The sequence below is a fragment of the Pseudomonas sp. R4-39-08 genome (assembly GCF_003852275.1).
Taxonomy (GTDB): domain Bacteria; phylum Pseudomonadota; class Gammaproteobacteria; order Pseudomonadales; family Pseudomonadaceae; genus Aquipseudomonas.
Map to the genome: position 1 here is coordinate 5,085,092 of NZ_CP027733.1, position 17,133 is coordinate 5,102,224.

At 62.7% G+C, this 17,133-nt stretch carries 17 protein-coding genes; 8 read left to right on the forward strand and 9 right to left on the reverse strand.

The annotated features are described in order from the left end of the window. Positions 1–97: 97 nt before the first annotated feature. From C4J88_RS23460 to C4J88_RS23470, 3 genes are read left to right on the forward strand one after another with little or no spacing between them, the layout of a single operon-like run. Entirely contained in the window at positions 98–511 is a 414-nt protein-coding gene (locus C4J88_RS23460; RefSeq protein ID WP_124408240.1) for a lipoprotein, read from the forward strand. A gap of 55 nt (positions 512–566) precedes the next feature. After that, entirely contained in the window at positions 567–1,457 is an 891-nt protein-coding gene (locus C4J88_RS23465) for a neutral zinc metallopeptidase (protein ID WP_124408241.1), read from the forward strand. Further along, complete coding sequence (locus tag C4J88_RS23470; protein ID WP_124408242.1) at positions 1,458–2,432, forward strand: alpha/beta hydrolase; 975 nt, start codon at positions 1,458–1,460, stop codon at positions 2,430–2,432. A 129-nt stretch (positions 2,433–2,561) separates the two neighbouring features. Here the strand turns inward: C4J88_RS23470 and C4J88_RS23475 are convergent, their stop codons facing one another. Genes C4J88_RS23475 through C4J88_RS23485 form a run of 3 tightly spaced genes read right to left on the reverse strand, consistent with a single transcriptional unit; the run spans position 2,562 to position 4,623 of the window. Then, entirely contained in the window at positions 2,562–3,149 is a 588-nt protein-coding gene (locus C4J88_RS23475; protein ID WP_124408243.1) for an HAD family hydrolase, read from the reverse strand. Further along, positions 3,146–4,015 carry an acyl-CoA thioesterase II gene (gene tesB, locus C4J88_RS23480; RefSeq protein WP_124364513.1) on the reverse strand — a complete coding sequence of 290 codons (870 nt, stop codon included), beginning with the start codon at positions 4,013–4,015 and terminating at the stop codon, positions 3,146–3,148. Before tesB ends, C4J88_RS23475 begins: the two co-directional genes overlap by 4 nt. Positions 4,016–4,053: 38 nt before the next feature. Beyond that, positions 4,054–4,623, reverse strand: a complete 570-nt coding sequence (locus C4J88_RS23485; RefSeq protein WP_124405360.1) for a GNAT family N-acetyltransferase — start codon at positions 4,621–4,623, stop codon at positions 4,054–4,056. A 75-nt stretch (positions 4,624–4,698) separates the two neighbouring features. Between C4J88_RS23485 and C4J88_RS23490 the strand changes: the two genes are divergently transcribed. Together C4J88_RS23490 and C4J88_RS23495 are read left to right on the forward strand one after the other, a co-directional pair. Next, a complete protein-coding gene (locus C4J88_RS23490; RefSeq protein WP_124408244.1) occupies positions 4,699–5,619 on the forward strand; it encodes a histone deacetylase in 921 nt (306 codons plus the stop codon). 171 nt (positions 5,620–5,790) lie between these two features. Next, positions 5,791–7,017, forward strand: coding sequence for a TIGR03862 family flavoprotein (locus tag C4J88_RS23495; protein ID WP_124408245.1), 1,227 nt, complete (start codon positions 5,791–5,793; stop codon positions 7,015–7,017). Positions 7,018–7,138: 121 nt separating this feature from the next. Here the strand turns inward: C4J88_RS23495 and C4J88_RS23500 are convergent, their stop codons facing one another. Together C4J88_RS23500 and yedA are read right to left on the reverse strand one after the other, a co-directional pair. Then, positions 7,139–8,473 carry a DEAD/DEAH box helicase gene (locus tag C4J88_RS23500; RefSeq protein ID WP_124408246.1) on the reverse strand — a complete coding sequence of 445 codons (1,335 nt, stop codon included), beginning with the start codon at positions 8,471–8,473 and terminating at the stop codon, positions 7,139–7,141. Positions 8,474–8,521: 48 nt separating this feature from the next. Next, positions 8,522–9,418, reverse strand: a complete 897-nt coding sequence (yedA, locus tag C4J88_RS23505) for a drug/metabolite exporter YedA (protein WP_124405362.1) — start codon at positions 9,416–9,418, stop codon at positions 8,522–8,524. A 506-nt stretch (positions 9,419–9,924) separates the two neighbouring features. On the opposite strand from yedA, the gene C4J88_RS23510 reads away from it, so the two are divergent. Then, positions 9,925–10,233 carry a DUF3077 domain-containing protein gene (locus C4J88_RS23510; protein WP_124408247.1) on the forward strand — a complete coding sequence of 103 codons (309 nt, stop codon included), beginning with the start codon at positions 9,925–9,927 and terminating at the stop codon, positions 10,231–10,233. Between the two features lie 125 nt (positions 10,234–10,358). On the opposite strand, the gene C4J88_RS23520 is transcribed toward C4J88_RS23510, so the two are convergent. The 3 genes from C4J88_RS23520 to C4J88_RS23530 all read right to left on the reverse strand — a co-directional run bounded on the left by C4J88_RS23520 (position 10,359) and on the right by C4J88_RS23530 (position 12,339). Continuing rightward, positions 10,359–10,970: a PolC-type DNA polymerase III gene (locus tag C4J88_RS23520; protein WP_124371950.1), complete on the reverse strand. Its 612-nt coding sequence runs from the start codon at positions 10,968–10,970 to the stop codon at positions 10,359–10,361. Positions 10,971–11,012: 42 nt separating this feature from the next. Then, complete coding sequence (locus C4J88_RS23525; RefSeq protein ID WP_124364522.1) at positions 11,013–11,489, reverse strand: NYN domain-containing protein; 477 nt, start codon at positions 11,487–11,489, stop codon at positions 11,013–11,015. A 118-nt stretch (positions 11,490–11,607) separates the two neighbouring features. After that, the gene (locus C4J88_RS23530; protein ID WP_124408249.1) at positions 11,608–12,339 is read right to left on the reverse strand and encodes a DUF2076 domain-containing protein; all 732 of its coding nucleotides are present in this window, start codon (positions 12,337–12,339) and stop codon (positions 11,608–11,610) included. 180 nt (positions 12,340–12,519) lie between these two features. On the opposite strand from C4J88_RS23530, the gene C4J88_RS23535 reads away from it, so the two are divergent. Continuing rightward, positions 12,520–13,179, forward strand: a complete 660-nt coding sequence (locus tag C4J88_RS23535) for a YciC family protein (protein ID WP_124408250.1) — start codon at positions 12,520–12,522, stop codon at positions 13,177–13,179. Between the two features lie 41 nt (positions 13,180–13,220). Then, a complete protein-coding gene (locus C4J88_RS23540; RefSeq protein ID WP_124408251.1) occupies positions 13,221–14,309 on the forward strand; it encodes an endonuclease/exonuclease/phosphatase family protein in 1,089 nt (362 codons plus the stop codon). 123 nt (positions 14,310–14,432) lie between these two features. Here C4J88_RS23540 and hrpB read toward each other — a convergent pair whose 3' ends face one another. Then, positions 14,433–16,940: an ATP-dependent helicase HrpB gene (hrpB, locus tag C4J88_RS23550; protein ID WP_124408253.1), complete on the reverse strand. Its 2,508-nt coding sequence runs from the start codon at positions 16,938–16,940 to the stop codon at positions 14,433–14,435. Between the last annotated feature and the right edge of the window lie 193 nt (positions 16,941–17,133).

The following is a 17,133-nucleotide window of genomic DNA, read 5'->3' on the forward strand; positions in this document are numbered from 1 at the left end:
AAACACCGGGCGAACAGCGCACTAAATCAGTGGATTTGAGTCCAACCCAGCACGCGCGCCCCGGCGTTGCACACTTTTTAATCAAGGCCCTGCCGCTATGAAAAAAATCCTGTTTGCGCTGTCTGCCCTCGCCCTGCTCTCTGCCTGCGATAAAACGCCGAAAGAAGGCCCCAAGCCCGCCCCCGCGTCTGTGCAGGCGACCCTGGTACCGGAAACCCCACCCACCGATAAATGGGTGGGCAAGTGGATCGGCGTCGAAGGCTTGAACCTGAACATCGCCAAGGACGACAGCATCGGCCGCGGCCACTACCTTCTGACCATGCAGTATGGCCTGGATGCCGACGCTTCGGGCACGTTCAAAGGCCAGGCAACCGATGATGGCATCGCCTTTACCCGCCCTGACGGCCCGCAGGTGCTGCGCGCCGGGGATGGCGCAGCCACTGGCTTGAAATGGCTGGCCGATAAAAAAGACTGCCTGATTGTCGCCAGCGGCGAAGGCTATTGCCGCTAACTACGACCATACTCCATCCATATTTTTGCCGGACCGTTAACAAGAGGATTGCCCCATGCTATGGAAAAAAGGCCGACGCAGCGACAACGTGGTGGATGCCCGCGATGACAGCGGCGGTGGCGGCGGTGGCGGGATGCGCTTCGGTGGCGGCAAGGGCCTGAGCCTGACCGCTATCGTGCTGATCGTCGGCATCGGCTGGCTCACCGGCCAGGACCCGATGCAGATCCTCGGCCAATTGACCGGCCAGATGGAGCAGGCGCCGTCGGTCAGCACGCAATCGCGTCAGGCTCCGCCGGCCAACGACGAGCAGGCCGACTTCGTGCGCGCGGTGCTGGGCGATACCGAAGACACCTGGGGCCAGGTGTTCCAGGAGAACGGCCTGGCTTACAAGAACCCGAAACTGATCCTGTTCCGTGGCCGGGTGAACTCCGCCTGCGAAGGCGCCACCTCGGCCAGCGGCCCGTTCTATTGCCCGGCTGACCAGCAGGTGTACCTGGACCTGGATTTCTTCCGTGAAATGTCGCAACGCTTCCAGGCCGCAGGCGATTTCGCCCAGGCGTATGTGATCGCCCACGAAGTCGGGCATCACGTACAAACCCTGCTTGGCATCTCGTCCAAGATCCAGGCCGCGCGCCAGCAGGGTCGGCCGATGCAAGGCGACGGCGGCCTGCTGGTCCGCCAGGAGCTGCAAGCCGACTGCTTTGCCGGCGTCTGGGCCAACCGCGCGCAAAAGCGCCTGAATTGGCTGGAACCCGGCGATATCGAAGAAGCACTGAATGCCGCCAACGCCATTGGCGACGACCGCCTGCAGCAACAGGGCCAAGGGCGCGTGGTGCCGGACTCGTTTACCCACGGCACGTCGGCTCAGCGCGTGCGCTGGTTCAAGACCGGCTTCGCCCAGGGCCAAATCTCCCAATGCGACACCTTTACGGCCAAGAGCCTTTAAATGCATAAACGCGTGGGCTGGCTGCTGGCGTGGTTGATGTCCTGTTCAGCGTTGGCTGGCGAACACGGCGTCAACCTGGTCAGCCCTGACCGTCTTCATGTGGATGCGGGCGATCTCAGCCTGGGCTTGAGCCAGGATTGGCGCCAGCCGCTGCCGGAGGTCACGCGCGCGCTGATTATCGTGCATGGCCGCCTGCGCAATGCGCAGACCTATCTGAAAAGCGGTATCGATGCCGCCGCCCATGCCGGGGTTGGGGGACATGTGCTGGTGATCGCGCCGCAGTTTCTCAACCAGGCGGACGTGAAACGTCACCACCTGGATGACCAGGTGCTGCGTTGGAAGGGCAATGATTGGATGGCCGGCGCGCCGTCCATCGGTCCGGGCGCGGTCAGCTCTTTTGGCGCCCTCGACCAGATCATCCAACACCTGGGCAACCGCGCACTGTTCCCGCACCTGAAAGAAATCGTCGTCGCCGGCCATTCCGGTGGCGGCCAGGTGGTACAGCGCTTCGCGGTCACCGGCCACGCTCACCCAATGCTGCAGACCGAAGGCATCCGCCTGCGGTATGTGGTGGCCAACCCATCGTCCTACGCCTACTTCAGCCCACAACGCCCGGTGAAGTTCGAAACGGCCGGTTGCCCTGATTTCAACGACTGGAAGTACGGCATGCAAGGTGTACCGGACTACGCCAAGGGCCAGGGCGCCGAGCAACTGGAGCAGGCTTATGTTTCACGCGATGTCACGTACCTGCTGGGCCAACAAGACACCGACCCCAACCACCCGGCGCTGGACAAAAGCTGCGAAGCCGAAACCCAGGGTGCGTATAGGCTGATTCGCGGGCACAACTATTTTGACGCCCTCAAGCAGCGGCATCCGCAGTTGGGTCACAGGCTGGTAGAAGTACCGGGAGTGGGGCATGACGGGGATAAAATGTTTACCTCGCCGCAGGGTCAGAACGTGCTGTTCCCGCACTGACTGAAGAAACCGGCTCAAAATGTGGGAGGGGGCTTGCCCCCGATGGCGGTCTGTCAGCCAGCACATATTTAGCTGACAGACCGCTATCGGGGGCAAGCCCCCTCCCACAGTTGATCTTCATTGCCTGGGCTAGATCATTCGGCGCAACGCCGCACAATCCTCGGCATGCCAATCCGCCAACTCCGGCCACGGGTTCTGCGGCAAATTAACCAGCACCGTCCGCGTCCCGGCCGCCCGGCCGCAATCCAGGTCGAAGCGGTAATCGCCAACCATCACCATCTCGCTCGGTGCGACATCCCAGGCCGCCGCCAGCTTCAACAGGCCGCCCGGATCCGGCTTGGGCGGTGCGTCCTCACGCCCCAGCACGTCATCGGCGGCAAAACAGTCCGCCAAGCCAATCGCTGCCAGGGTGACATGCGCCAGTTCCTGCGCATTACGCGTCAAAATTCCCAGGCGATAACCGCGTGCGGCCAGCTCGCGCACCAGTTCCACCGCGCCCGCGGCGGCGACCGAACCCAGCGCCAGTTCGCGCTCGTGTTCCAGCAACCAGGCATGCTTGGCCGCCGCGATATCCGCCGGCAATGCGGCAAGGTGCGTGAGAATATCGTCTTCAGCAGGAATCTCCAGCGCAACCCGGATGGCCGCAAAATCATGCACGGCCACCGTGAGGGTGCCGTCCATATCAAACACCCAATGCCGGACGTCGGCCAGGCTCATGCCCAGTCCTTGCGATGGCGAATCAAGCCTTCCTGGGTCACCGACGCCACCAGTTGCCCGGCGCGGTTGTACACGCTGCCCCGGGAAAAGCCCCTGGAATTGCCAGCCCATGGGCTGTCCATGGCATACAGCAACCAATCATCGGCGCGCAGATCAGCGTGGAACCACAGCGCGTGGTCGAGGCTGGCGACCTGCATATCTTTGTGCCACACGGTCTTGCCATGGGGCAGCAGCGAGGTGGTCAACAGGCCGAAGTCCGAGGCGTAGGCCAGCAGGTATTTATGCAACGCCGGCGCATCGGCCAGGGCGCCGTCGGCACGAAACCACACGTACTTGACCGGGTCGGACGGCTGCGGGTTGAACGGGTCTTTTTCGGTAACAGGCCGCACTTCGATGGGCTTGGGGCACAGCAGCTTGTCGCGCATATGCTCCGGGATCAGGTGCGCACGCTGTTGAGTCAGCTCCAGCTCCGACGGCAGGTTCTCCGGGCCGACCACCACGGGCATGGTGGTCTGGTGTTCGAAGCCTGCTTCGTCGTACTGGAACGAAGTGGTGCAGGTGAAAATCGGGTGGCCCTTCTGGATCGCCGTGACGCGGCGCGTGCTGAAACTGCCGCCGTCGCGCACACGGTCCACCGAATACACCACCGGCAACGCGGCGTCGCCTGGGCGCAGGAAATAACCGTGCAGCGAATGTACGTGGCGCGCTTCTTCTACAGTCTGGCTGGCCGCCGACAGCGATTGGCCAAGCACCTGGCCGCCGAACAGTTGACGAAAACCCAGGTCCTGGCTGCGGCCGCGAAAGAGGTTTTCCTCGATCGGCTCCAGGGTCAGCAAGTCCACCAGATCTTCCAATACTTGGCTCATAGAGCAACTCCTAAACTCGATAGGGCATTCCGGGCTGCTTATCCGTGCAGCGTGTCCAACCATTGGGCGCGGGTGATGCGGTATAAAACATGCGGACGCAGCGGGTCATCGGCTGCGACTTTGGGGTGTTCGAAATCTGCCTGCGGATCGTAATGCATACCGATGGCCTGCATGACTTTTTGTGATGGCAGATTGGCTTCGGTGGTGAAGGCGACGACCTCATCCAGGCTCAAGCGATCGAAACCACAGCGCAATGCGGTCCAGGCCGCCTCGCTGGCGTAACCCAGGCCCCAGTGCTCGCGGGCCAGACGCCAGCCGATTTCCACCGCCGGGGTGAAATTCGCTTCAAAACTGACGTTCTGCAGCCCGGTGAGGCCGATGAATTCACCGGTGTCCTTGCGCTGCAAAGCCCAAAAGCCAAAACCATATTCGGCGAAGTGGCCGCGGATCCGGCCAATCAGTGCAGCGCTTTCCAAGTGGCTCAATTTAGCCGGGAAATAACGCATCACCTGCGGGTCGGCGCACATCTGCGCAAAGGCCAGCAGGTCGCTGTCACGCCATTGGCGCATGATCAGGCGTGCGCTTTCCAATTCCAGTATCGGCTCCATGGGTCCCCTCCCTTGCCATGTGCGTGAGTGTACAGCGCTGGTAAGATCCGACGCAGATTCCAGTCAGAAAATCCCATGCCCTTGCCATTGATCTACCACGATGACTACAGCCCCGAGTTCCCGGCGGACCACCGCTTCCCCATGGACAAGTTTCGCCTGTTGCGCGATCACCTGGTGGACAGCGGCCTGACCGAGGACAGCCGTTTGCTGCGCCCGCAGCTGTGCACGGCAGAGATTCTGGGCCTGGCCCATGAACCTGGGTATATCGAACGCTATATGAGCGGCGAGTTGTCTCGCGAGGACCAACGGCGCCTCGGCCTGCCGTGGAGCGAAGCCCTGGCGCGACGCACCGTGCGTGCGGTGGGCGGCTCGATCCTCGCGGCTGAGCAGGCGCTGGAACACGGCCTGGCCTGTCACCTTGCCGGTGGCACCCATCACGCCCACTACGATTACCCGGCGGGCTTTTGCATCTTCAATGATCTGGCCGTGATCAGCCATTACCTGCTGGCCAGCGGCCGGGTCAACCGTGTGCTGATCTTCGACTGCGACGTACACCAGGGCGACGGCACCGCGCGCATCCTGCATGACACGCCGGACGCCATCACCGTATCGCTGCACTGCGAAAAAAACTTTCCGGCGCGCAAGGCGCAGAGCGACTGGGACATTCCGTTGCCGATGGGCATGGGCGATGCCGACTACCTCAAGGTGGTCGATGACGCGCTCAACTACCTGCTGCCGCTCTACCAGCCGGACCTGGTGCTGTACGACGCCGGCGTGGATGTACACAAGGACGACGCACTCGGTTACCTCAAGCTGACCGATGCCGGCGTCGCCGCTCGCGATGAAAGCGTGATGCGTCACTGCCTGGGCCGCGACATTCCGCTGATGGGCGTGATCGGTGGCGGCTACAGCAAGGACCGCCCTGCCCTGGCCCGCCGCCACGGCATCCTGCACCACAGCGCGCAGCGCGTGTGGACGTCATCAGGTTGTCATTGAACTGTGGACGTTACCCACAATGCCTGTGGAACCAGCTGTGGATAACTTGAGCGTAACGGTCTGAAAGCGTTTAGCCGTATGGCTTGTAGGAAAGTGTACGTTTTTTGATCAGGCAGCTACGCCTTCGTCGGGTAGAATGCTCGGCCTATTCACAGCACCGTAGCCCTGCCCATGCCTCAGACTTCTCCTCACCCTGTCTCCATCATCGGCGGCGGCCCTGCCGGGCTGATGGCCGCAGAAGTCCTGAGCCGGGCGGGCGTGCGCGTGGAGCTGTATGACGGCATGCCTTCCGTGGGGCGCAAGTTCCTGCTGGCCGGCGTGGGCGGCATGAATATCACCCACTCCGAAGCCTACCCGGCGTTCCTCTCGCGCTATGCCGACCGCGCGCCGCACATGGCGCCGTTATTGCGCAGCTTCGGTGCCGAAGCATTGTGCGAGTGGATTCACGGCCTGGGCATCGAAACTTTTATCGGCACCTCCGGCCGCGTATTTCCTACGGACATGAAGGCCGCGCCGCTGCTGCGGGCCTGGCTCAAGCGCCTGCGTGAACAAGGTGTGGTTATCCACACCCGGCATCGTTGGCTGGGGTGGAATGCCGAAGGTGACTTACTTATCCACAGCCCGGAGGGCGAGAAAACCGTGCGCAGCGCTGCGGTGCTCCTGGCTTTGGGCGGTGGCAGCTGGTCGCGCCTGGGCTCCGATGGCGCCTGGCTCAATTTATTCGAAGAGCGTGGCGTGCCTTATGTGCGCCTGCAGCCGAGCAACTGCGGTTTCGAGGTGTCGGCGTGGAGCGACTTGATGGTCAGCAAATTCGCCGGGGCGCCGTTGAAAAACGTCGCCATTGGGCTGGGCGACGCTAAACCTCGCCTGGGCGAATGCGTAGTGACCGCCACCGGTATCGAAGGCAGCCTGATCTATGCGCTGTCGGCGCCGATTCGGGAAACGATCAACCGCGACGGCGCCGCCACCGTGCATATCGATCTGCTGCCGAGCAAGCCGTTGCACAAGGTGCAGGCGGCACTGGCCAAGCCGCGCGGGTCGCGGTCGATGAGCAAGCATTTGCACAGTCAATTGGGCCTGGATGGGGTCAAGGCGGCGCTGTTGCGCGAGCTGGCTCCTGCTGAGCACTTCAATGACCCGGCGCAGTTGGCGGTGGATATCAAAGCGTTGCCATTGAAACTGGTCAGGACGCGGCCACTGGATGAAGCCATCAGCACGGCCGGCGGTGTGCCGTTCGAAGCGTTGGATGAGCGGCTGATGCTCAAGCAAATGCCGGGCGTGTTTTGTGCCGGGGAGATGCTGGACTGGGAGGCGCCGACCGGCGGGTATTTGCTGACGGGGTGTTTTGCCAGTGGCCGGGCGGCTGGGCTTGGGCTGTTGGAATGGCTTAATAGCTGAGCTGTGTGGTGGAATCAAAGCCGCCATCGGGAGCAAGCCCCCTCCCACATTTTGATTTGTGAATACAGTCAAGTGTGGGAGGGGGCTTGCCCCCGATGAGGCCATCAGCCACACCGCAAAATCACTTCTTCTTACGCGGCCCGGTGTTGAAAACCGGCACTTTGCGCACCGGCTTGATCGAAGGCTCCGCCGGCGCCACGTCGCCGCTGTCCACCCACTTGCCCAAATTGCGCTTACCACCGCCACCCGACAACTTGGGCTTCTTCGGCTTTTTCGGCTTCTTTACCACCTGCCCGCTGGCATCGGTATCCGGCACGCGGTGTTCCGGCTCGAAGTCCGGTTCCATCTTGCGGGTCAGGGTCTGGCGGGTCAGCATCTCGATCGCCGAGAGCATGTTCACTTCATCGGCGCACACCAGCGAAATCGCCTCACCGGTGTTGCCCGCGCGACCGGTGCGGCCGATGCGGTGGATGTAGTCTTCCGCGACGATCGGCAGGTCGAAATTGACCACCAGCGGCAAGTCTTCGATGTCCAGGCCACGGGCCGCCACGTCGGTGGCTACCAGAATCTGCACGTCGCTGGCCTTGAAGCGGTCCAGCGCACGCTGGCGGGTGGCCTGGGGTTTGTCGCCATGGATGCCGTCGGCGTTGATGCCCAGCCCCTGCAACTTATCCACCAGCGCATCCACGCCGTTGCGGGTTTTGGCAAACACCAGCACCTGTTTCCAACGGCCCTTGCGCATCAGGTGCACGAACAGCTCCGCCTTGCGCTTTTTATCCACCGGCACCACCCACTGTTTCACGGTGTTGGCGGCGACGTTGCGCGGGCTGACTTCGATGCTCAGCGGGTCGTTGAGCATCTGCCCGGCCAGCAGGCGGATGTCATCGGAGAAAGTGGCGGAGAACAGCAGGGTCTGGCGCTTTTTCGGCAGCATGCGATAAATGTTCGCAAGCTCTTCGGAGAAGCCCAGGTCGAGCATGCGGTCGGCTTCATCCAGTACCAGGGTTTGCAGCTGATTGAGTTTCAGCGCGTTCTGGCGGAACAGGTCGATCAGGCGACCGGGCGTGGCAACCAGGATGTCCACGCCCTTGCGCAGCTTCATCATCTGCGGGTTGATGCTCACGCCGCCATACACCGCGTAAGTGGTCAATGGCAGGTGTTGGGCGTACTCGGCGACGCTGGCGTGAACCTGCTCGGCCAGTTCACGGGTGGGGCACAGTATCAGCGCACGCGCCGAATTGGCGGCGACTTTCGGCCCTTCCATCGTCAGCAGCTGCAGCAGCGGCAAGGCAAAGCCGGCGGTCTTGCCGGTGCCGGTCTGGGCCGCGGCCATCAGGTCACGACCGGCCAGCACCGCCGGAATGGCTTGCGCCTGCACCGGCGTCGGGGTCTGGTAGCCAAGCGTCTCAAGGGCGCGCAGCAAGGGTTCGATCAGGCCAAGGGAGGCGAAAGTCATGTGTTTACCGTAGGAAAAATTCAGCGCAAGGGCGTAATGCGCCGCAGTTTACCTTATTTCCGCCTTCGGCTTGCGCCACTGCGGCAGGCTGATCAGCAATACGGCACTGATGATCACCAGCATTGCCAGGGCTTCTTCCAGGCCGATGGACTCGCCGACGAACACAATCCCCAGCAACACCGCCACTGCGGGGTTCACATAGGCATAGCTGGTGGCCGCCGCCGGGCGCACATGCTTGAGCAGGTACATGTAGGCGTTGAAGGCGATGATCGAGCCAAACACCGTCAGATAGGCCAGGGCCAGCCAGCCTTCCAATGGCGGCATCGCCTGCAAATGCTCACCCGACACGCCGCTGACGATCAACAATGCCACGCCAGCCACCAGCATCTCCGCAGCGCTCGCCATCGCGCCCTGGGGCAGCGGCAAGTGGCGGCTCCACACCGAACCGAACGCCCAGGAAGCCGCCGCCATCAACAGCAACACCGCGCCCATCGGGCTCGATTGCAGAGTGCTGCCCATATTCAGCATGGCGATGCCGATAATCCCCAGGATCACCCCGGCCCATTCCAGCCGCGTATTACGCGCGCCCCAGAAAAAACCGAACAACAAGGTAAACAACGGTACCGTCGCCACCGCCAACGCGGCCACGCCAGACGACACGCCCATATGTTCCGCCACGCTGACGCCGCCATTGCCCACGGTGAGCAGCAAAATGCCGATCATCCCGGCCGCCTTCCACTGCGCCCACGTCGGCGCAGGCGCGCCACGCCACCTGAGGTAGCCATACATCAACGCGCCCGCCGTGCAAAACCGAATCCCCGCCAGCAACAACGGCGGCCAGTACTCCACGCCGATGCGAATCACCAGGTAAGTGGAACCCCAGATCACATACAACGCAAAAAAAGCGGCGATCAACGGTAAGGGAAAGCGACGTGGGCCAGGCATTGGGCGGCTCTATGGCAGGAGATGGGAGGCTTATTCTAGAAAGGCAGAGGGATAAACATAAGTTACAAAACCTGTTTAAACCGCCCGTACACTTGGTCGCTGAGCTGATCGCAACGCGGAGCGTCGCAAGAGGCATTCCCACGCAGAGCGTGGGAACGAGCTGAAAAAAGGCCGATATTCCATAGCCAGCAAGACCGATCTCTTTCATTTGCGGGACGATTCCTAGAGAATCCCACGGCCTTGTTTCCGTCGGATTCGGTAGCTAGTCTCGCCCTGTCATCGAATGTTCGGTGACCGGACGTGCAAGTCCGACGACGGTAATACGCATAGCCTTTACTCTCTACGCCTGGGTTTATCTCAGGCGCTAAGTGTCATGGCAGCTGTACGCGGGAGATCTTCGGATCTACCGGACTCCGTCTCGGTCTTGCACACCTGCGTACTGCTGCCACCCTAATTCGTGTGCAAGCGAACGGGTGCAGCTTCTTACCTGACGGAGAAGTTTCACCATGGTCAAAGTCACCCCCGATCCACCCAAGTCCAAAGCCGACTTCCTCAGCGAAGACGCCCTGCTCCACCGTCGTGCTATCGACTACTACCTCAAAGCGTCCGCTCCGGATGCGCCCACTTTTATCCTCAATGACAACCTGAGCTTCGAAGACGCCCTGGCGCACGCGGCGGATTTGTTGCATTGCGCGGTGGAGACGGCACATGCGTCGGGTGAGGTAATGAAGGCGCCGCAGCGGGCGGTGATGCATTTGGTGGAGATGGCGAAGGGGGTGGTGGACCAGGCGTTGGCGTGCACACAGCCTCGATGAACAACACATAACTAATGTGGGAGGGGGCTTGCTCCCGATGGCAGTGGGTCAGCCAGTACATCTGGCGACTGACACTCAGCTATCGGGAGCAAGCCCCCTCCCACATTTTGAACGGCGTTGTTCTGTTAAAACCCGCGATGTTTCTTCAGGTGCTCATTGATCTTCGCCGCCGGCACTTTTTGCAAGGTGCACAGCAAATCGTGTGACAGCTCACGCAGGCCATGGGTCTGGCGCAGTTCCTGGGCCAGGTGCGCGGTGAGGTTGGCGGCCATTTCCGCATCCGCCAGCGCCCGGTGAGCCTTGCCGGTGTGGGGCAGTTGGGCGTAGGTGTTGAGGGTGCCGAGCTTGTGGTTTGGCGCCGAAGGCATCAGCCGACGAGCCAGCAATAAAGAACAGGCGAATTTCTGCAGGCGGGTGCGGCGGATCAGGCTCAGCTCAAAGTCCCAGAACTTCTGGTCGAACGCGGCGTTGTGCGCCATCAACGGCGTGGTGCCGACGAATTCGTTGACCTCGTTCATCACCCGCTCGGCCGGCGGTGCGCTGCGCAGCATGGCGTTGCTGATGCCGGTGAGTTGTTCGATAAAGCCCGGCACGCGTACGCCGGCATTCATCAGGCTCTGGTAGCGGTCGACGATTTGCCCGCGCTCAAGGATGACCACGCCAATTTCCGTGGCCCGGCAGTGGTTGCTCGGGGTGATGCCGGTGGTTTCAAAGTCGATGACCGCTATACGTTCCAAACCTGTTCCAACTCCGTCTGACAATTGAGTGAGCCACAGCGCTTATTTAAGCAGCAACGCGCCTTCGATCGGCACGTAGCGGCTGGCGGCGCGTATCAGTGAGTTGGCCGTCAGCCCCGGCACGCCGTAGGCCACGGCCTGCACGCCATGCTTGTGGATGATGCGGTCGAGCAGCATGTCGAAATCGCCATCGCCGGAGGCCAGCACCACTTCGTCGACGTTCGCGGCGGCGTCCATGATGTCGATGGTGATGCCCACGTCCCAGTCGCCCTTGGCCGAGCCGTCACTGCGCTGGATGTAAGGCTTGAGCTTCACGGTAAAGCCGAGGTTGCGCAGGATCTGCTGGAACTGCTGCTGTTTGCTGTCGCCACGGTCGATGGCATAGGCGTACGCCTCCACGATCTGCCCATGGGCACTGATATCCGCCCACAGCGCCGCGTAGTTGAAGTGGCAGCCATAGGCCTGGCGAACGGTGTAATAGAGGTTTTGCACATCGGCGAACACTGCAATTTTCTTCACCGCACTTCCTCAATGACAGCCAGGCGCCAGCGCCCGGAAAGGGTGCCAGTATGCCAGCCAAGGGAAGGTTTCCGGGAAAAAATCAGACCGGAGCGCCGTAGCGCCCCGGCCGGGCGTGTCAGACGAAGGAATCGTCATCGCCAAAGGAGGAGGAATCGTCGGAATAATCGCTGTCGGCGAAGCTGTCCGCGTTGTTGCTGCCCCAGCTGTCATTGCCTGCGAATTTCTGATCATCGTTGCCCCAACCACCTTGATCACTGGCGGGCGCCGGTTGTTCGATGATCTCTTCCACCACCTGCGGCTGCTGGTTGTGGTGGAACAGGCTGCTGATGCCTTCGGCGAGCAACACACCACCGGCCACGCCGGCGGCGGTTTTCATCGCGCCACCGAGGAACCCGCTACCCGCTGGCGCGGCGGCGGCCGCTGGTTGCGGCTGTTGATAATTCTGTTGCGGTGCCGGCTGGTTGAAGGCTGGCCGCGCCGGTTCACGCCAGCCGCCGCCCGCGTTGCTCGGCGCAGGCTGTGCATCCCGCGAACCGCCGCCGCCAAAGATGCTCGAGAGAAACCCGCCGCTGCTCGCCGGGGCCGCTGGCGCGGACTTGGCGCGCTGCAGCTCTTCCTGCAATTGCTGGATCTGCTGGGCCTGCTGCTTGTTTTGCGCATCGAGGCTCTGCAGCGCGTGTTCCTGCACCAGCAGCGACTGGGTCATGTAGTAGCCGGCGGCCGGTTGGCGAGTCATGTGTTCCTTGATCCGCGCTTCGGCCTGGGCGTCGCGGGGGGCTGAGTCCGTTTCGGCTTGCTGCAACCGTGAAAACAGTCCGTCGATCAGGGTTTGTTCTTCGCTGTTCATGGCGACCTCGTTAGATTGCCGGTAAAAATCAGGGTCCCGCCTGGCGTCAGGCAAGGTACGCCCTAGTTATGGGGCTGTTACCAATTGTTTCAATGGTCTTTACGCAAGGTTTACGTTTGCTTGCCCACGCCCGCTATCGGTTAAAGTGTGCCTCTGCTTTTTCGGCCTGTGATGACTCTGATGAATCCGCTAGACGTACTGCGCGACTCCTTGCGCTTCACCCAACGCAACCTGGGCGCCATCGTCCAGCTGTGCCTGCCGCTGGTAATCCTCGAAGCCCTGCTGCAACAGGTGCTCGACCACACGCTGGGCCCGGATGCCTTCAGCGGTTACAGCGTGGTGGTGGGATTACTCGTGTACCCGTTGTACACCGGCGCGCTGATCCTGTTTCTCGACGCGCGCACCCGTGGCGAATCGCCACGCACCAAGGACGTGTGGGCCATGGCGCTGGCGATGTGGCCGCGCTTCGCCCTGCTGACCGCCATGAGCACGCTGCTGATTCTGCTCGGGCTGTCGCTGTATTTCCTGCCGGGCCTGTGGCTGATGGTGGTGCTGGCGTTCGCCGAGTACCTGCTGGTTTTGCGCGGCATGTCGGCGCTTGAAGCGATGAAGGAAAGCCTGCGCCTGACCCGTGGGCACTTCTGGCGAATCCTGGTGTGCCTATTGTGCGTGATGACCCCGCTGTGGCTGCTCAAGGGCGCCAGCGTGGCGGCCTATCCCGAACCCGCGCCATTGCTGGGGTTGTTGATGGACAGCGCCCATAGTTTCCTGCAGCTGTTCACCAGTGTGGTGCTGTTCCGTTTATTCATGTTGATCGGTGGCGACGCCGACGTGCGGTGATATGCTCCGTGCCCATCCTGAAACGCACATAAGCCGAGCCGATGACCCGTTTATTGCGCATCACCCTGTTGAGCCTGCTGCTGATTGCGGGCTTGCTGACGGCCCTGGTCTACAGCCTGACCTGGCGCCCCGTCGCCAAGGAAACCCTGCCCGTCAGCTGCGTCGCGCCGCGTGCGCCGACCCTGCTGCCGGGGCAGGCACTCAAGGTGATGACCTGGAACGTGCAATACCTGGCCGGCAAGAACTACGTGTTCTGGTACGACACCGCCGACGGCAGCGGCCCGGACGAGCGCCCCACGGTTGAAGACATGGCTTTCAGCCTTGACGAAGTGGCACGGGTGATCCGCGACGAACAGCCCGACATCCTGCTGTTGCAGGAAATCGACGAAGGCGCAAAGCCTTCCCACTATCAGGACCAGCTTGCCTTACTGCAGGAGCGCCTGGTCGACCTCTACCCCTGCAGCGCCCAGGCCTTCGACTGGAAAGCTGACTTTGTGCCCAACCTGCATATCTTCGGCAGCGTCGGCCGCAAATTGGCGACCCTGAGCCGCTACCAGATCGAACACGCCGAGCGCCTGCAATTGCCGACCCCGCAGGCCAACTTCATCAGCCGCCAGTTCCAGCCCAAGCCCGCCCTGCTGTTGACTTACCTGCCCCTGAGCGACGGTGGCCAACTGGCGGTGCTCAACACGCGCCTGGACGGCGGCATGCCTGGACGCAGTGCCGTGCAGGAGCAAGTACAGGCGACCGTAAAGCTGCTGGACAAACTGGAAGGTCGTGGCACGCCCTGGGTGATTGGCGGGGATTTCAATGCGCTGCCGCTGGGCCAATTCCTGCGCCTGGATGCGCAAAAACGCGGCCAGTATTCGCCGGACAGTGAGCTGCACCTGCTGTGGGACAAATACCCGATGATCCCGAGCAACAGTGAATCCAGCGGGATCGACCGTGAGAAATGGCTGACGCACTTCCCCAACGACCCAAGCCTCGACGGGCCGGACCGTACGCTGGATTATCTGTTCTACAGCTCGCGGATCAAGCGGGTGGCGGCCAAGGTAAGGCAGGAAGACACGTTGCGTATTTCCAACCATTTGCCGGTGATCGGCCGGTTCCTGCTGCCTGCCGCGCAATAACCAACACTCTAAAACCCTGTGGGAGGGGGCTTGCTCCCGATAGCGGTCTGTCAGCTAAGAATATGCTGGCAGATGCACCGCTATCGGGAGCAAGCCCCCTCCCACATGGGATTCTCATCGTTGCTACTTTCGGGGTTTGATCCGCGCCGTCGCTTCGGCCACCAGCGGATCATCCGGCCAGTAATGCTTGGGGTATCGCCCCTTCAAATCCTTCTTCACCTCGGCATAGGTACTGCGCCAGAAGTTCGCCAAATCCTGCGTCACCTGCACCGGCCGCCGCGCCGGCGACAACAGGTGCAACTTCACCACCTGGCGCCCGCCGGCAATCCGTGGCGTATCCGCCAGCCCGAACAGCTCCTGCAAGCGCACCGCCAGGATCGGCGGGTGCTCGCTGTAGTCCAGGCGCACCGATGAGCCAGACGGCACTTTCACATGCTGCGGCGCCAGTTCGTCGAGGCGCTGGGGCAGTGGCCAGGGCAGCAGGTTGTGCAGGTAGCTGGATATATCCAGGTGGGCGAAATGGCTCAAGCGCGAGACTTTGCCCAGGTAGGGCATCAGCCAGTGTTCCAGGCCCGCGAGCAAAGCGCTGTCGCTGACGTCGGGCCATTCGCTGGTTTTGCCGGTATCGAGCTGGCGCAGCAGCAGGACGCGTGCCTGCCATTGGCGCAGCTCCGGTGTCCAGGGCAACAGCTCCAGGCCCTTGCGCCGGACCAGATCAACCAGGGCCTGGCTGCGTGTGGCCTCGTCGAGGCCGGTGAGCGCTTCACGACTGAGGACCAGCTCACCGACCTTGCGCTGGCGTTCGGCGCGCAATACGCCTTCGCGCTCGTCCCAGTCGAGCTGGTCGACGTTGCGCACTTGCTCGGCCAGCACCGTGTCGAACAGCGCCGGGTCGAAGGCCGCCGCCAGGTAGATGCGCTCTTCACGCTGGCCCTGGCGGCTGCCCAGATCGGCGATCACCAGCCAGGCGTGTTTCATCAAACTGTCGGCTTCGGCAAACAGTGCGGCGCGCCCATTGGCCAAACGGTATTCGGCGCCACCGGGGCGACGCTGTTGGGCGACGCGGTCCGGGTAAGCCAACGCCAGCAAGGCGCCGAGCCAGCGCGGATGGTCGGGGTCGGCCACCGGTTGGGTGGCCTTGCCTCTTAAATAGCCGCGATATTGGCGGGCCAGCTGCTTGGCCCGTTGCACACCACCCTGGGTACCACGGGCGCGCTCTTCGCCGGACAACAGCGCCAGGCGGCTGTGCAAGTCGGCACCGGCGCCGCGCAGGATATCGCGCTCACCCAACAACGCCGCGACATCACAGGCCATGGCGGCGAGGCCCAGGTCCTGTCCGCGCAACAGCAAGTGGGCGATACGCGGGTGGGCCGGCAACTCGGCCATTTTCTGGCCATGGGCGCTGAGTGTGTCGTCATTCAAGGCGCCGAGGCGCACCAGTAAATCCTGGGCCTGGGCGTAGGCGGCGGTCGGTGGCCGGTCCAGCCACACCAACTGCGCGGGCGTGACGCCCCAGCGCGCCAGTTGCAAGGCCAGGCCGGCGAGGTCGGCGGCGAGAATTTCCGCGCTGCCATAGGCGGCCAGCCCTTCATGCTGGTCCTCGGACCACAGGCGATAACACACCCCCGGTTCCAACCGCCCTGCCCGACCGGCACGCTGGGTGGCGCTGGCGCGGGAGATGCGCTGGGTGTCGAGGCGCGTCATGCCGCTGCCGGGGTCGAAGCGCGGCACCCGCGCCAGCCCGGCGTCGATGACCACGCGCACGCCGTTGATGGTCAGGCTGGTCTCGGCAATGTTGGTGGCCAGTACCACTTTGCGTTGACCGGCGGGCGCGGGGTCGATGGCGGCGCGTTGGGCATTGAGGTCGAGCTCGCCGTGCAGCGGGCACAGCAAAACGCTGGGGTGATCCCCCAAGGCGTCGGCCAGTTGCTGATGCACCCGACGAATCTCCGCCTGCCCCGGCAAAAACACCAGCACGCTGCCGGTCTCGTCATGCAGGGCCTCAAGGATTGTCTGCACCACGCGCGGCTCGATAAATTCCCCGGCCTGATACGGCCGCCCCCAGCGCATCTGCACCGGGAACATGCGCCCTTCGCTGCGCAGGATCGGCGCATTATCCAGCAGCTCGGCCAGGCGCTCGCCTTCAAGGGTGGCGGACATCAGCAGGATTTTCAGCGGTTGGTCGTCGCGAAACAGCTCGCGGCCGTTGAGGCTCAGGGCCAGCGCCAGGTCGGCGTCGAGGCTGCGCTCGTGGAATTCGTCAAAGATCAGCAGGCCCACGCCGTCCAGCGCCGGGTCGTCCTGCAAGCGCCGGGTTAGGATGCCTTCGGTGACCACTTCTATGCGGGTAGTGGGGCCGACCTTGCTGTCGAGGCGAATGCGATAGCCGACCGTTTCACCGACCTTCTCGCCCAACTCGCTGGCCAGGCGCTCGGCAGCGGCCCGCGCGGCAAGGCGCCGGGGTTCGAGCATCAAGATGGTTTGCCCGGCGAGCCACGGCTCATTCAACAAGGCCAGGGGCACGCGGGTGGTTTTACCGGCGCCGGGGGGCGCTTCCAGCACGGCTTCATGGCGAATCGCCAAGGCGTCACGCAGGGCGGGTAAAACATCATCAATCGGCAACGAATTCATACTGGCTCCAAAGCAGAGCGGCGAGTATAACGGCGAACTGCCGGATGCTTGCGCGGGTCTGAATAACATCGTTCCCATACTGAGATCGTTCCCACGCTCTGCGTGGGAATACCGCCCGGAACGCTCCGCGTTCCAATACCTGCGCAAGTTGACGCAAAGCGTCACGGCATGCATTCCCACGCAGAGCGTGGGA

Bases quoted from the DNA above. Each gene is read 5' to 3' on its own strand.
- yedA (WP_124405362.1), bottom strand. From the start codon at position 9,418: ATGCCTGGCCCACGTCGCTTTCCCTTACCGTTGATCGCCGCTTTTTTT.
- tesB (WP_124364513.1), bottom strand. From the start codon at position 4,015: ATGAGCCAAGTATTGGAAGATCTGGTGGACTTGCTGACCCTGGAGCCG.
- hrpB (WP_124408253.1), bottom strand. From the start codon at position 16,940: ATGAATTCGTTGCCGATTGATGATGTTTTACCCGCCCTGCGTGACGCC.
- C4J88_RS23500 (WP_124408246.1), bottom strand. From the start codon at position 8,473: ATGACTTTCGCCTCCCTTGGCCTGATCGAACCCTTGCTGCGCGCCCTT.
- C4J88_RS23510 (WP_124408247.1), top strand. From the start codon at position 9,925: ATGGTCAAAGTCACCCCCGATCCACCCAAGTCCAAAGCCGACTTCCTC.
- C4J88_RS23460 (WP_124408240.1), top strand. From the start codon at position 98: ATGAAAAAAATCCTGTTTGCGCTGTCTGCCCTCGCCCTGCTCTCTGCC.
- C4J88_RS23485 (WP_124405360.1), bottom strand. From the start codon at position 4,623: ATGGAGCCGATACTGGAATTGGAAAGCGCACGCCTGATCATGCGCCAA.
- C4J88_RS23475 (WP_124408243.1), bottom strand. From the start codon at position 3,149: ATGAGCCTGGCCGACGTCCGGCATTGGGTGTTTGATATGGACGGCACC.
- C4J88_RS23490 (WP_124408244.1), top strand. From the start codon at position 4,699: ATGCCCTTGCCATTGATCTACCACGATGACTACAGCCCCGAGTTCCCG.
- C4J88_RS23530 (WP_124408249.1), bottom strand. From the start codon at position 12,339: ATGAACAGCGAAGAACAAACCCTGATCGACGGACTGTTTTCACGGTTG.
- C4J88_RS23470 (WP_124408242.1), top strand. From the start codon at position 1,458: ATGCATAAACGCGTGGGCTGGCTGCTGGCGTGGTTGATGTCCTGTTCA.
- C4J88_RS23465 (WP_124408241.1), top strand. From the start codon at position 567: ATGCTATGGAAAAAAGGCCGACGCAGCGACAACGTGGTGGATGCCCGC.
- C4J88_RS23540 (WP_124408251.1), top strand. From the start codon at position 13,221: ATGACCCGTTTATTGCGCATCACCCTGTTGAGCCTGCTGCTGATTGCG.
- C4J88_RS23535 (WP_124408250.1), top strand. From the start codon at position 12,520: ATGAATCCGCTAGACGTACTGCGCGACTCCTTGCGCTTCACCCAACGC.
- C4J88_RS23495 (WP_124408245.1), top strand. From the start codon at position 5,791: ATGCCTCAGACTTCTCCTCACCCTGTCTCCATCATCGGCGGCGGCCCT.